We start from the raw sequence: 13939 nt of genomic DNA, 5'->3' as shown, positions 1-13939 counted from the left end.
ATTGCCGGGCGGTTCTCTCTCCCGCCGCGTTCTCACGCTATGTGCGGCAACAGCAGCCTCACCATTGGGAGTTGCCCTCGCGAAATAGGGGATTTCCCCTAGTGTTCGCGGTGTTCTTGCGCACCTGGCCGGCCTGAGCGACCAGTACCACCGACTCGGGGCGGCCGAGGATCCCGATGTCGCGCACCGGGTCGCCGTCCACCACCACGAAGTCGGCCGTCTTGCCGGTTTCCAGGGAACCGAGGCGCTCGTCCACGCCGAGGAGCCGGGCGGCGTCGAGGGTGCCTGCCCGGATCGCGTCGAGGGATGCCATGCCGAGTTCGACCAGGTGGGAGAGTTCGAGAAGGTTGCGGGCGTGCGGCACGACCCCGGCGTCGGTACCCAGGGCGATGCGCACACCCCGGCTGATGGCGTGCGCGATGTTCTCCTTGCTGATGCCGGACCAGCGGCTCTTCTTCTGGTAGTGGTACGCGGGCATCGTCGCCGGGTCGAGCGGTGCGAAGACGGTGGACAGGGTCGGGACCAGGAACGTGCTCTGTTCCAGCGCCAGGTCGCACAGTTCGTCGGTGATGCCGTAGCCGTGCTCGATGCTGGTCACGCCGGCGCGCAGGGCGTTGCGGATGCCGGCGGTGCCCTGGGCGTGCACGGCGACCGGCCGGCCGCGGTGCCGTGCCGCCTCCTCCACGACGGCCCGCATCTCCTCGCTGGTCAGGCCCTCGTCGTCGGGATCGTCGTGCGGGCTGCCCATGCCGCCGGTGGCGCAGAGCTTGACGACGTCGGCTCCCGCGCGCAGCATCCGTCGGGCGGCGATCCGTGCCTCGTCGGGTGTGTCCGCGAGTTCGCCCAGGTGAGGTGCGGCGTCCAGGCCGCCGGGCAGGGAGCAGTCGGCGTGGCCGCCGGTGTGGCTGATGACCTTCACGGCGACCTGAAGCCTGGGGCCCTCGATCAGTCCGCGTTCGAGGACGGTGCGGTATCCGGAGGGTGTGCCGCCGAGGTCGCGCAGGGAGGTGACGCCCGCGTGCAGGGTGGCACGCAGCCGTTCGGCGATCTCGAAGGTCCCCACGGTCGGGTCGGTGGTCAGTCCCGAGATCAGCGGGCGCTCCGGCGTCATGCTCAAGTGGGCGTGGCAGTCGAAGAACCCGGGCAGCAGGGTGCGGCCACCGAGGTCGACGCGGGTCGCGTCGGGTGTGCGGGGTGCCTCGGCGGTCGCGCCCGCGTAGGTGATCAAGCCGTCGTCGACGACGAGGACGGCGTCGGAGACGGGCGCGGCTCCGGTGCCGTCGACGAGGACGGCGTTGTCGTACCGGGTGGTCATGGTCGTGCGGTCTCCGTTCGGAACAGATGGGTGCCGGGGCCCGCTTCCTCGGGGGCCGCTCGCCCCGGCAGGTCGATCAGGGCGGTCGTGCCGTGCGGGACCGTGACGCGCACCCGCAGTTCGCTCCCCGTGCGGGACCAGGACACCTCGGCCCGGCCGTAGGGGGTGTCGTGGGCGGCGCAGGCGTGGGTCAGGCCGCCGCCGGGGCGGGGGCGGACCCGCAGGCGCCGGTATCCGGGGGCGGCGGGGGCGAGGCCCGCGACGGTGCGGTGCATCCAGTCGGCGACGGCGCCCAGGGCGTAGTGGTTGAAGGAGGTCATCTCGCCGGGGTTGACGCTGCCGTCGGGGAGCATGCTGTCCCAGCGTTCCCACACCGTGGTCGCGCCCATGGTGACGGGGTACAGCCAGGACGGGCAGGTGCGGCGCAGCAGCAGCCGGTACGCCGTGTCGTACTCCCCCGCCTCGCACAACGCGTCGCAGATCAGGGGGGTGCCGACGAAGCCGGTGCCGATGTGGAAGTCCTCCTCGCGGACCAGTTCGGCCAGTCGGCGTCCGGCGCGGGCGCGCTGTTCGTCGGTGGCCAGCAGCCCGAAGCGCAGGGCCAGGGCGTAGGCGGTCTGCGCGTCACTGGTGAGCAGGCCGTCCGCGGTCAGGTGGGCGTCCCGGAAGGCGGCGCGTACGGCATCGGACAGGGCGGAGTAACGGGCGTGGTCGCTTCCGTGGCCGAGCAGCGCGGCGGTGCGGGCGAGCAGTCCGGCCGAGTGGGCGTAGTACGCGGTGGCGACCAGGTGCGGGTCGGTACGGGCATCACCGGGGCGGTCGGGCGGGGCGGCGGGGTCGAGCCAGTCGCCGAGCTGCCGGTCGGTGTCCCACAGGTGCCGGTCGCCGGCCACGGCTGCGATGCCGTCCACCCACGCCTTCATGGAGGCGTACTGGTCGGCGAGGACACCGAGGTCCCCGTACCGCTCGTACAGCGTCCAGGGCACGATGACGGCGGCGTCGCCCCACGCCGCGGCGCGCAGTTCGGGGAAGCGGGTGGGGATGTGCGGCACGTACATCGGGACCCGGCCGTCGGGATGCTGCTGTGCGGCGAGGTCCTTCAGCCAGGACCGCAGCACTCCCGCGCAGTCGTACAGGAAGGTCGCGGTGGGGGCGAAGATCTGTACGTCTCCGGTCCAGCCGAGGCGCTCGTCGCGCTGCGGGCAGTCGGTGGGGATGTCGAGGAAGTTGCCGCGCATGCTCCGGACGACGTTCTCGTGCAGGCGGTTGAGCAGGGGCTCGGAGCAGGAGAACCAGCCGGTGCGGCGCATGTCGGTGTGCAGGACGACGGCGCGTACGTCGCCGGGGCGCAGTTCCCCCGGCCAGCCTTTCACCTCGGCGTAGCGGAAGCCGTGGTAGGTGAAGCGCGGCTCCCACTCCTCGCCGCCGGCGGTGCCGCGCGGGGTGTAGGTGTCCGTGGCGGTGGCGTGCCGCAGCGGCCGGACGCACAGTTCCCCGTCCTCCAGGACCTCCGCGTGGCGCAGGGTGATGGCACGTCCGGGTTCTCCCTCGACGCGGATACGGAGCCGGCCGACGAGGTTCTGGCCGAAGTCGAGAACGGTCCGGCCGGAGGGCGAGGTGAGGACGGCTACCGGGTCGAGGATCTCGGTACGGCGTACGGGCGGTCCGTCGGGGGCGACCAGGCGGGCCGGACCGTACGGCAGGACGTCCACCGGCTGCCAGTCGTGCGGCTCGCGCCGGGCGTCGTATGCCTCTCCTTCGTAGATCCCGGAGGACAGGAGGGGGCCGGGCGCGGCCTGCCAGTCGGGGCCGGTTCCGAAGGTCGCGGTGGTGCCGTCGGGGTGGCGGACCTCGATCTGGGCGAGGGCGGCGAGCCGGTCGCCGTAGGTGTCGCGGGTGCCGCCGCCGAAGCCGAGCCGGCCGCGGTACCAGCCGTCGGCCAGCAGGATCCGCAGTTCGTTGGCGCCCTCGTGCAGCAGACCGGTGATGTCGTGGGTGTGGTGGCGCAGCCGCTCGGGGTAGTGGGTCCAGCCGGGGGCGAGGACGTGGTCGCCGACGCGGACGCCGTTGAGTTCCGCCTCGTACACGCCGTGCGCGGTGAGGTGAAGGCGGGCGTCGGTGACGGGGGCACCCAGCCGGAAGGCACCACGCAGCACCGAGGGCGGGGCCTCTCCGTCGGCGGACTCGGAGCGGGCGGGCGAGACCAGCCGCGCCGACCAGTCCGCCGGGTCGAGCAGTCCGGCCTCGACCGGCAGCGGCTCCGACCACGCGGAGGGTTCCTCACCGTCCTGGCCCCACACGCGGACGGCCACCTCGACGCGCTGCCGGGAGACCAGTGGTCCGCCCGGCCACGGTACGAGCACCGACTCCGCGGAAGGGATCCGGTAGTGGCGGACCCGCTCGTTCCCGAACTCGGTGAGGCGCACCTCGTACGCCGTCTGGGTCTGGCCGGGGCGGTCGGTGACCGTGTGCCAGGACAGACGGGGGCGCCGCTCGCCGATGCCGAGCGGTTGGCGATGGTGTTCGGCCCGCAGATCGGTGACGCGGAGGGTGTGTCGTGTCATGTGTTTCCGTTTCCGGCCGGCGCTGCGGCCGGCCCGGGCACCGTCGGGAGCGCGAAGTGGAAGACAGCTCCGCGCGGCTGGTTGGGGCGCACCCCGATACGGCCGCCGTGACGGGTGATGATGCGGTGGCTCAGGGCGAGTCCGATGCCGCTGCCGTTGGCCTTGGAGGTGAAGACACCGTCGAAGACGCCCTCGTCGGGCGGCGGACCGTGGCCCTGGTCGTGCACGGCGAGTTCGGCGTGACCGTCCGCGCCGCGTCCGGTGGTGACCAGGACCGCGCCCTCCTCGGCGGGCCACCGGGCCATCTCGTCCACCGCGTTGAAGGCCAGGTTCATCACGACCTGTCCGATGAGCACGTTCTCGCAGCACACGGGGAGCGGCGCGGGATCGAGGTCGAACCCGACACGGACGCGGTGCTGCCGGGCGCGCAGTTCGATGAAGTAGGCGCAGTCGCGCACGATGTCGTTGAGGTCGGTGAGCCGCTCCGCCTGTTCCAGCCTGCCGACGTACTGCCGCAGGCTGCCCAGGATGCGCCGGGCACGCTCGATCTGCCGGACGGCGTTGTCCAGTCCCCAGGACACGGACTCGTCACCGTCCCGGTCTCGCTCGCCGAGCCTGCCGCGGGCCCCTTCGACGAAGTTGTAGGCGGCGGCCAGTGGCTGGCTCACCTCGTGGGCGATCGCCATCGCCATGTCTCCCATGGCGTTGTAGCGGGCGAGGTGGTCCAGTCGCTGGGTGTCGCGCCGGTGCCGCTCCTCGGCGTGGACCCGGTCCGTGATGTCGTAGAACAGCAGCATCCGGCCGCTGAGATCGCCCTCGGTGTCGATGTGCTGGAAGGTGGCGGCGTACCAGCGCGGTTCGCCATCGGGTGCGGCGAACCGGTAGCGACCCTCCCGGTCGGGTACGGGAGTGTCGCAGCAGTAGGCCGCGAAGTCGTCGCCGGTCGGGTCACGACCCAGTAGCCGGGCCGCGGACTCGCTGGCGAAGAGCACCCGGTCGGCGTCGCCGAGGACGACGATGCCCTCGGCCAGGCTGCCGAGCAGGGCCCGCAGCCGGCTCTCCGTGCGGTGCAGGTCGCGTCGGACCGCCTTCTCGTCGGCGATGTCCCTGAACTGGACCATCACGACGGTGCGGTCGGAGAGTTCGACGCGCGTGGCCACCGCTTCGGTGAGGATCTCCTCGCCTGTCTTCGCGCGATAGCACCACTCGGTGGCGCTGACGCCGTGCTCGACGGCCCGGCCGAGCCAGCGGTGACCGAAGGCGCGGCCGTACTGGAGCACGTTCCGGCTCATGTCGGGTGCTTTGAGCGGTCTCAGCTCGTCCACGGTCCGGCCGAGGACGTCGCATGCGGCGCGGTTGGCCCACAGGATCTCGAAGGTGCGGGCGTCGTGCAGCAGGACGCAGTACTCGAGGGCCTGGAGCAGCTCCCGAAAATCGTCCGGAGCCGTTCCTTGCGGGGGGACACCCGTTGCCGCGTCCCTCATGGGCGCTCCAGCCTGAGCACGTCCCTCACGAGTACCGGGATGCTCTCGGCGCCGGTCTTCTCCCGGATGCGGGCGCGGTGCACGTCGACGGTCTTCGTGCTGATGCCGAGCCGTGAGGCGATCTGCTTGTTGGAGACTCCCTCCACGGACAGGCGTAGCACCTCCTGCTCACGTGCGGTGAGTTCGTCCAGTCGGGAGCGCAGTACACGCTGTTCCGCCCGGCGTGCGAAGCAGTCCCGGGCCGTGCGCCGTGCGGTCTGCACCACGTCCAGCATGTGCTGCGGGTCGTAGGGCTTCTCCAGGAAGTCGACGGCGCCGTTCTGCATCGCGCGCACGGACATCCGGATGTCGCCGTGCGCGGATACGAAGATCACCGGCAGCGGCGCGCCCGTCTCGTTGAGCAGGTGCTGCACGTCGAAGCCGCTCAGTTCGGGCATCCGCACGTCGAGGACGAGGCAGGCGGGCCGCCCGCGGTCGTAGGACCGCAGGAACTCCCGTGCGTCGTGGTGGCGTTCCGAGCGGATGCCGACCGATCCGAGGAGCCAGGCGAGGGACTCGCTCAACTCCTCGTCGTCGTCGAGGATGTGGACGAGGCACATGTCAGCCGGCCCAGGCGGCCTGCGCGGTCCAGTACTCGCTGCCGTCGGCGCTCACCCCGTGATGCCACTCGGTGGTGCGGCGCAGGGTGGGTTCGACCCGGGCGGTCGCCCGGTCGGCGCCTCGGGGCCCGTCCTCGTCGACCGTCCAGTGCACCCAGTTGACCTCCCGGCCCAGGTGGTCGTGGGTGAACAGGTCGACGTGGTGCCAGCCGTAGCGGTGGGTGTCGGCGTAGCAGGTCAGGAGCATCGTACGGTCGGTCATCGCTCCTCCGTCAGGGGTGCGCAGAAGAGGCGTTCGGTGCGGAACGCCGAGATGCGAGGGTGGTCGTCGTCCAGTCGGAAGGTCACGTCGAGCCGGGCGACCATGACCTCCGCCGAGCCGGACTCGTAACGGGAGAGCTGCTGCATGGGCCAGCTGCCCCGCGCCGTCGTGCCGTCGGTGTCGACCGTGCCGGGGAACAGCAGGTGGACGTTGGCACGGAAGTGCGGGTGGGGCGGCAGGTACTCGGCGAGCATCGCGACGATCGCCGTACGGCCCTCGGTGCGCCCGAACTTCTCGGCGTACGCGTCACCGCCGCCCTCCCAGACGGCGTCCTCGGTGAACAGGTCCCCCAGGTCGCCGTCGCCCCGGGTGGGCACGTCGCACAGGGCGAGGTAGCGGGTCACGGTCTCCTCGACACCGGCGGTCACGGGGCGGCCTGCCGCAATCGTTCGGCGCGGCGGGCGGCCTGCCGCTCCGGGTCCGGTACAGGGGCGGCGAGCAGCAGCTTCTTGGTGTAGGCGTGCCGCGGGCGCTCGGTGACCTGGACGGCGTCGCCGGTCTCCACGACGTCGCCGCGGTAGAGCACGGCGACACGATGGCTGATGTGCCGCACGACGGACAGGTCGTGGGTGACGAAGAGGTACGCGACCCCCGTCGCCTCCTGGATCTCGATGAAGAGGTCCAGGACTCGGGCCTGTGTGGTGAGGTCCAGAGCGCTGACCGGCTCGTCGCAGACGATCAGCTTCGGCTCCCGGCACAGGGCGCGGGCGATGGCGACGCGCTGGCGCTGTCCGCCGGAGAACTCGCGGGGCAGCCGCTGGGCGGCGTCCTGCGGGAGGTGGACGTAGTCGAGCAGCTTCCGCACGCGGTCCTCGGCCTCGGCCCGCGCGACGCCCGTGACCAGCAGCGGCTCAGTGAGGATGTCGAGCACCGTCATGGCCGGGTTGAGGGACGTGTAGGGGTCCTGGAAGACCACCTGGATGTCCTTGCTGAGGGCACGCCTCTCCCGCTTGCCGAGCCCGGAGACCGGCCGGCCTCCGTACCGGACCTCGCCACCGGTGACGGGGGCGAGACCGAGGACGGCCCGGCCGAGTGTGGTCTTGCCGGAACCGGACTCGCCGACCAGGCCGAGCGTCTCGCCCGGGGCGATGGACAGGGAGACGCCGTGCAGGACGCGGAAGGGCTTCTTGCCACGGCCCTTGGCCGGGTATTCCACGACGACGTCGTCGAGTTCGAGCAGCGGCGAGGCGCCGGACGCCTTCGACGTCACGACGTCACCTCCTTGAAGGTCTGGGCCTCGGGGCTCCGGCGGGAAGCGCGCAGCGGGCCGCGGGCGGGTCCGCCCTCGAGAGTGGAGTCCAGGAGCATGCGGGTGTACTCGTGGCCGGGCGCGGCGAAGACGTCCCGGGCGGGTGCCGTCTCCACGGTCCGGCCCTTCTGCATCACCGCGACCCGGTCGCAGATGTCGGCCACGACACCGAAGTCGTGCGTGACGATGATCATGCCCATTCCCCGCTCCTCCTGGAGCGAGCGCATGAGGTCGAGCACCTCGGCCTGGACGGTGACGTCGAGCGCGGTGGTCGGCTCGTCCGCGATCAGCAGCCGCGGGTCGCAGGAGACGGCGCCGGCGATGAGGACGCGCTGGGCCATGCCGCCGGACACCTGGTGGGGGTAGGACCGGAAGACCCGCTCGGGGTCGGGGATGCCGACCCGGGCCAGCAGGGCGAGAGCCTTGGTGCGGGCCTCGGCCCGGGACAGCCCGAGGTGCTTGCGCATGGGTTCCACGAGCTGGGAGCCGATGCGGAAGCAGGGGTCCAGGTTGGACATGGGTTCCTGCGGGATGTAGCCGATTCCCGCGCCGCGCAGGGCGTTCAGCGCCGGCAGGTCGAGGGTCAGCAGTTCCTCGCCGTCGAAGACGAGCCGCTCCGCCGCGACCCGCGCCTCGTCGGGCAGCAGGCCGAGGACGGAGAACGCGGTCTGGCTCTTGCCGGAGCCGGACTCGCCGACCAGGCCGAGCACCTCCCCGCGGTCGACGGTGAGGTCGACGCCGTTCACGACCGTCTTCTCGCCGTAGGAGACCCGCAGTCCGGCGACGGTGAGCAGCCGGCCCGCGGGTACCTCGGCGGCGGGGACCGCCGTCGGGGCCGTCCGCGTGGCGGGTCCGCGACGCCTGACGGCCCGGGGCGGGGCGGTGCCGAGGGCGTCGCGCACGGCGTTGCCCAGCAGGCTGGCGGCGAGGATGGTCAGGCCCATGGCGACGCCGGGCCACACCAGCAGCATGGGCGCGTTGTAGACGTTGGTGAAGGCGTCGTTGAGCATGGCACCCCAGCTGGCCTGGGAGGCCTTGCCGAGGCCGAGGAAGGCGAGCCCCGCCTGGATGCCGATGGCGACGGCGAACACCTGGGTCGCCTGAATGACGGACGGCCCGACCACCACGGGCGTGATGTGCCGGCGCATGATGCGGAGGTCGCCGAGTCCGGAGACCCGCGCGGCGTCGACGTACAGCTCCTCGCGGACCGCGAGGACCGAGGCGCGGATCAGCCGGAAGACCATCGGTGCCATGATCACACCGAGGACGATCATGGCGATGTTGAGGTCCTGCGAGACGGCCGCCATGACCACCAGCATCACGATGATCGCGGGCACGGCCATGATGACGTTGACGATCCAGCCGGCCACCGCGTCGAACCAGCCCCGGTAGAAGCCGCTGATCAGTCCGAGGGGCGCGCCGACGGCGAAGGCGACGAGGACGGCGACGGTTCCGCCGAGGAGGCTGGTGCGGCCGCCGTACAGCAGCCGGGACAGCACGTCCCGGCCGACGCCGTCGCCGCCGAGCGGATGGGCGCCGGACATCGGCGCCAGCGTGTCGGCCATGACGCTCTCGTCGGGTGCCTGGCCGGTGAGCAGCGGCGCCGCGAGACCGGCCAGGACCACCAGGCCCAGCACGGCCAGGCAGACCAGGGCGAGCGGGTCGCGCAGTGTGCGGCGCAGCAGGCCCGTGCGGGCGGGCGCCGCGGGGGCCGGGGCGGTGGGCTCCGCAGTGGTCATGAGACACGCACCTTGGGGTTGAGCCAGCCGTACGCGATGTCCAGCAGCAGGTTGACGGCGACGACGATGACGACGGTGACCACGACGGTGCCGAGCAGCACGGGCGCATCGCCGCGGACGGCGGCGGAGTTGGCGAGGGTGCCGATACCGGGCAGGCCGAACACCTTCTCGACCACGACGGCGCCGCCGATCAGCCCGATGAACTGCAGGGCGAGGACGGTCAGCGCGGGCGGGGCCGCGTTGCGCAGCGCGTGCCGGAACACGACGCTGCGAGTGTTGAGGCCGCGGCTGCGCAGGGTGCGTACGAAGTCGGCCCGCAGGACGTCGACCAGCGCGCCGCGCACCTGCATGGCGGTGGCCGCGGTCGCGCCGACGGCCAGGGAGACGGCCGGCAGGGTGATGGAGCGGAGCCAGTCGATGCCGGAGACGTCCATGGCGACGTAACCGGTGGCCGGGAGCCAGCCGAGCCGGACCGCCAGGGTGACCGCGAGGACCAGGGCGATGAGGAAACTGGGAACCGCCGTGCCGAGCACCGCCCCGATCTGCACGAGGCGGTCCACCCAGCCGCCGCGCAGGGCGGCGGCGGTGCCGAGCAGCACACTGAGCACCGCGGCGATCAGCAGGCCCGCGAGCACCACGGAGAGGGTGACCGGAAGGGTGTCCGTCAGGGACTGGTTCACCGAGTCGCCGGTGAACCACGAGGTCCCCAGATCGCCCTGGACGGCGTGCTGCACCCAGTGCCAGTACCGCTCGGCGAGGGGTTGGTCCAGACCGAGTTCCTGGCTCTTGGCGGTCACCGCGTCCCGGGTGGCGGTCTCGCCCAGGATGTTGCGGGCCACGTCGGTGCCGGTGAGGCTGAGCATCAGGAACGTCGCGGTGGCCACGACGACCACCAGGACGGCGCCGGCGGCGATGCGCCGGAACAAGAAGACGAGCACGGTCGATTCCTCCTTCCGCGTGTCGGATCGGGGCGGTGGTTACCCGGCCGCCGGCTCGAAGTTGTAGATCGGGGGGTACTGGGCGCCCGGCTGCGGGGTGACCTTGACGTCCTTGGCAGTGGCGTAGGCGTTGACCATGACGTTCCAGGGGGCGTTCCAGGCCTGGTCGACGACGTAGGTGTTGAGTTTCTGGAAGAGCTCGGCCCGCTGGTCGTCGTCACTCGCCTCGCCGATACGCGTGAGGAGGCCGTCGACCTTCGGGTCGTCGTACTTGAAGGGGTTCCAGGTGGAGTTCTTCGGCAGCTGAAGCTGGACCTTGTCCCAGGAGGTGGTCGCGCCCAGCTTGAAGTAGGACATCGCGTACTTGCCGGCCAGCAGGCTGCTGAAGATCTGGTTGCTGGGCAGGTTGTCCAGGGTGACCTTGATGCCGATGTCCTTCAGGGACTGGGTCAGCGCCGCTTGTTCCTGCGGGAAGATCGAGGACATGTCCGGGATCGTGACGGAGAAGCCGTTCGGGTACCCGGCCTCCGCCAGCAGCTTCCTGGCCTTGTCCGGGTCGTAGGAGTAGGTGTCGTCCAGGTCCGCCGCGTAGCCCTCCTCGTTCTTGGCGAAGAGCTGCGCGGTCGGGGTGCCGAGGCCGGTCTTGGACGCCTTGATGATGGCCTTCTTGTCGAAGGCGTGGTTGAGCGCCTGGCGCACCTTCAACTTGCCGAGGGCGGGCACGATCTTCCCGGCACGGTCCCAGATGTACAGCCCCTCGATGTCGCCGGGCTGGTAGGTCTGCACGTTCAGGCCACGGGACTTGACGGTCTTGACCCGGTTGAGGTTCAGGGTGGCGCCATCGAGCTGGCCGGACATGAGCGCGTTGTTGCGCGCGGTCTGGTCCGAGAGGTACTTGATGACGATCGTGTCGTACGGGAAGGCCTTGGCGTTCCAGTAGTCGGCGTTGCGCGTGTAGGTGTAGGTGGTGCCGACGGTGGTGGCCGCCGTGTCCAGCCTGTACGGGCCGGAACCGACGGGGGTCTTGGGGTCGTCCAGCGCCTTGGGACTCGCGATCATGCCCGAGACCTGGCCGAGCGCCGGCACCAGGGACGCGCTGGGATGGCTGAGCCTGATGGCCACGGTGTGCTCGTCGACGACATCGACACCACTGATGTCCTGGATCTGCCCGGCGGCCGTGCCCGAGCCGCTCCTGGTGTGCGTCAGGCTCTTCTTCACCGCGTCGGCGTCGACGGCGGTGCCGTCGGTGAACTTGATTCCCTCGCGCAGCTTCAGCGTCAGGGTGGTCCGGCTCTTGTCGTACGACCACGACGTGGCCAGGTTGGGGGTGGCCTTCCCCTTGGTGTCCAGCCGGATCAGGGTGTCGTAGACCGGCTGGTAGTACTGGGCCTCCGGGCCGATGCTGGCATCGGCGAGGTCCCACGGCGTCGCCGTGACCGACTCGCCGAGCGTCAGCGTGCTGTCCCCGCCCGCCGCCCCGCCGCCGCCACCGCAGGCGGCGACCGTCGCGGTCAGAACCGCGGCACCGACGAACGCCACTGTTTTGCGCATGTTCTCTCCACTTGTCTCATTCTCTCGGCTCCTGCTCCTGCCGTGGCCGGCCGCGCACGGCCGGCCACGCGATCGCCCCGCGTCGCGCGGCCGCGGCCGCGCGCTCCCTGTGCCGGGTGCGTAACGCGGTCATCGGCCGGCCCGTGCGGCCCACTCGCCACACAGACGCACGCTCTCCTCGGGTGTCGGCCGGGCTCCCCGGTCGACCTCGATGACGAGCCAGCCGTCGAAGTCGTCCGGCAGCGCGGAGACGAAGCCGTCGATGTCGGCGTTGCCGTGCCCGGGCTCCGACCACAGTCCGGCCAGCACGGTCTTGCGATAGTCCCAGCCGGCGTCCCTGGCCTGCGCGGCGAGGTTCAGGTCGAGGTCCTTGATGTGGACGCTCGCCACCCGGTCCGCGTAGTCGCGCACCAACCGTGCGGGGTCGGCGCCCGCCCAGGCCAGATGGCCCATGTCAGGGCCGAAGGCGAGGACGGAGGCGTCGACGGTGTCGAGGATGAAGCGGGTCTCCTCCTCGGTTTCCGCCCAGGTGCCGACGTGCGGGTGGAAGGCGGGGGTGATCCCCTCCGCGCGGATGATCCCGGCGATCTCGGCCAGCAGGTCACGGACCTGTTCGAGTCGGCCCCGGTCGGCGAGGTGGCCGACCGCGGGACGAGCCACGCGCTCGGCGTCCTTGGCCATCCCCATGGCGAGGAAGACCACCGGCACCCCCAGGGCCGCGTGCTGTGCGGCGACCCGGGCGGCGTTGTCCCGGAAGGTCCCCCGCTCGCCGGAGTCGTCGCTGAGACGGACCGGGATGTAGCCGGGGCCGGGGGCGATGCCGTACTCGGCGAGCTTGGCGGCATACCGCTCGGGAGTCAGGTCACCGGGTACCGCGCTGTGCAGGGTGGTGATGCCCGCGTCGCGGATCACCCCCAGCTGCGTGTCGAGGGAAGGGGCGAGCGAGGGGTCGATCCAGCCCTCGGCGCTCGCGACCCACTGGAGGGGGTTGATGGCGAGGCGGTCCTGCCTGATCTTCATGGTCGGTGGTCCTTCCGGTGTTCTCGGTGGTCTCAGTGAGCGGTGCGCGGCGTGGGACGCTCGCAGTCGCTCTCCAGCGCGACGAAACGCTTCTCCTTCTGGGAGGTCTCGAAGCTCGCGAGCACCTCCAGGGTGTGGAAGGCGAAGTGCGGGTTCGCCCGGAGCGGGCCGCCGTCGATCGCCTGCGCGAGATCGCGCACGCCCAGACCGCGGCGGTACTGCTCGGCGGTACCCACGGCGCCGAACAACTCGGTGACCGGGGGAAGCACCTGCCACTCCTGGTCCTGGTGGCGCTTGAGGCGTACGTCGCCGTCGAAGAAGTTGGGGTTGGGCAGCGCGAGGGTGCCCTCGGTGCCGTAGATCTCGATGCGCGGCAGCTCGGTGTCCCAGATGTCGAAGCTCATCAGGGCGGTGCCGAGGGCACCGGAGGCGAAGGTCAGGGTCGCCGAGGCGTGGGTGGGGACCTCGACGGTGACCTCGTCGATCACACGGTCGGGGCTGGTCACCCGGCGCGTAGGGGCGCCGATGCGAGTGGCGGCGGAGACCTCCGCCACAGGTCCGAGGCAGTTGACGAGCGCGGCCAGGTAGTAGGGGCCCATGTCCAGTACGGGGCCGCCGCCGGGCCCGTAGAAGGCGCGCGGGTCGGGGTGCCAGGTCTCGGACCGGCTGGAGCGCACGAAGGCGGTGGCGCCGACCGGCTCGCCGATCAGACCACTGTCGAGGGCGTGCCGGGCGGTCTGCACGGCGCTGCCGAGGAAGGTGTCGGGGGCCGATCCCAGCAGCGGGCCCGCCTGGGCGGCGGCGGCCAGTACCTCGCGGGCCTCCTCGACGGTGGCGGCCATCGGCTTCTCGACGTAGACGTGTTTGCCGGCGTCCAGCGCCGCGATGACGGTCTTGGCATGGAATCGCGGCGGGGTGATGTTGACGACGATCTCGACGGAGGTGTCCGCCAGGAGTTCGTCCGGGTCGCCAGAGGCCGGTATGCCGTACTCGGCCGCTGCCTGCTTCGCGCGTTCGGTGTCGACATCGGCCACCCGGACCACGTCGAGCTCCGGGAAGTTCCGCATGCCTTCGACGTAGCGGCCGAAGATGTTGCCGGCGCCGAGGATGCCGATGCGGCGCCTTGTCTGCTGCTGAGCCATGAGGTTCCTGTACTTG

12 protein-coding genes are annotated in these 13939 nt (G+C 71.3%); all 12 read right to left on the bottom strand.

The window, feature by feature from the left end; genetic code table 11:
* Positions 1-58 precede the first annotated feature (58 nt).
* The 12 genes from OIE12_RS29175 to OIE12_RS29120 all read right to left on the bottom strand — a co-directional run bounded on the left by OIE12_RS29175 (position 59) and on the right by OIE12_RS29120 (position 13923).
* Positions 59-1315: a metal-dependent hydrolase family protein gene (locus OIE12_RS29175; protein ID WP_329140428.1), complete on the bottom strand. Its 1257-nt coding sequence runs from the start codon at positions 1313-1315 to the stop codon at positions 59-61.
* Complete coding sequence (locus OIE12_RS29170; protein WP_329140425.1) at positions 1312-3879, bottom strand: glycoside hydrolase family 78 protein; 2568 nt, start codon at positions 3877-3879, stop codon at positions 1312-1314. The genes OIE12_RS29175 and OIE12_RS29170 overlap by 4 nt, the downstream gene beginning before the upstream one ends.
* Positions 3876-5363, bottom strand: a complete 1488-nt coding sequence (locus tag OIE12_RS29165; protein ID WP_329140423.1) for an ATP-binding protein — start codon at positions 5361-5363, stop codon at positions 3876-3878. Before OIE12_RS29165 ends, OIE12_RS29170 begins: the two co-directional genes overlap by 4 nt.
* Entirely contained in the window at positions 5360-5962 is a 603-nt protein-coding gene (locus OIE12_RS29160) for a response regulator transcription factor (RefSeq protein WP_329140421.1), read from the bottom strand. The genes OIE12_RS29165 and OIE12_RS29160 overlap by 4 nt, the downstream gene beginning before the upstream one ends.
* 1 nt (position 5963) lies before the next feature.
* Positions 5964-6224: a hypothetical protein gene (locus OIE12_RS29155; protein ID WP_329140419.1), complete on the bottom strand. Its 261-nt coding sequence runs from the start codon at positions 6222-6224 to the stop codon at positions 5964-5966.
* Positions 6221-6652 (bottom strand): nuclear transport factor 2 family protein, encoded by a 432-nt coding sequence (locus tag OIE12_RS29150; protein WP_329140417.1) that lies wholly within the window; start codon positions 6650-6652, stop codon positions 6221-6223. The genes OIE12_RS29155 and OIE12_RS29150 overlap by 4 nt, the downstream gene beginning before the upstream one ends.
* Positions 6649-7494, bottom strand: a complete 846-nt coding sequence (locus tag OIE12_RS29145; RefSeq protein WP_329140415.1) for an ATP-binding cassette domain-containing protein — start codon at positions 7492-7494, stop codon at positions 6649-6651. The genes OIE12_RS29150 and OIE12_RS29145 overlap by 4 nt, the downstream gene beginning before the upstream one ends.
* On the bottom strand, positions 7491-9272 hold the full coding sequence (locus tag OIE12_RS29140) for a dipeptide/oligopeptide/nickel ABC transporter permease/ATP-binding protein (protein ID WP_329140413.1): 1782 nt from the start codon (positions 9270-9272) through the stop codon (positions 7491-7493). Before OIE12_RS29140 ends, OIE12_RS29145 begins: the two co-directional genes overlap by 4 nt.
* Positions 9269-10210, bottom strand: coding sequence for an ABC transporter permease (locus OIE12_RS29135; RefSeq protein WP_329140411.1), 942 nt, complete (start codon positions 10208-10210; stop codon positions 9269-9271). The genes OIE12_RS29140 and OIE12_RS29135 overlap by 4 nt, the downstream gene beginning before the upstream one ends.
* A gap of 39 nt (positions 10211-10249) precedes the next feature.
* A complete protein-coding gene (locus OIE12_RS29130) occupies positions 10250-11761 on the bottom strand; it encodes an ABC transporter substrate-binding protein (protein ID WP_329140409.1) in 1512 nt (503 codons plus the stop codon).
* Between the two features lie 129 nt (positions 11762-11890).
* The gene (locus OIE12_RS29125; protein WP_329140408.1) at positions 11891-12781 is read right to left on the bottom strand and encodes a sugar phosphate isomerase/epimerase family protein; all 891 of its coding nucleotides are present in this window, start codon (positions 12779-12781) and stop codon (positions 11891-11893) included.
* A gap of 32 nt (positions 12782-12813) precedes the next feature.
* Positions 12814-13923, bottom strand: coding sequence for a Gfo/Idh/MocA family protein (locus OIE12_RS29120; RefSeq protein WP_329140406.1), 1110 nt, complete (start codon positions 13921-13923; stop codon positions 12814-12816).
* Positions 13924-13939: the final 16 nt, after the last annotated feature.

Origin of the sequence: Streptomyces sp. NBC_00670 (assembly GCF_036226765.1) — a bacterium.
Classification (GTDB): Bacteria; Actinomycetota; Actinomycetes; order Streptomycetales; family Streptomycetaceae; genus Streptomyces.
This window is presented reverse-complemented; position numbering and strand designations above follow the sequence as displayed.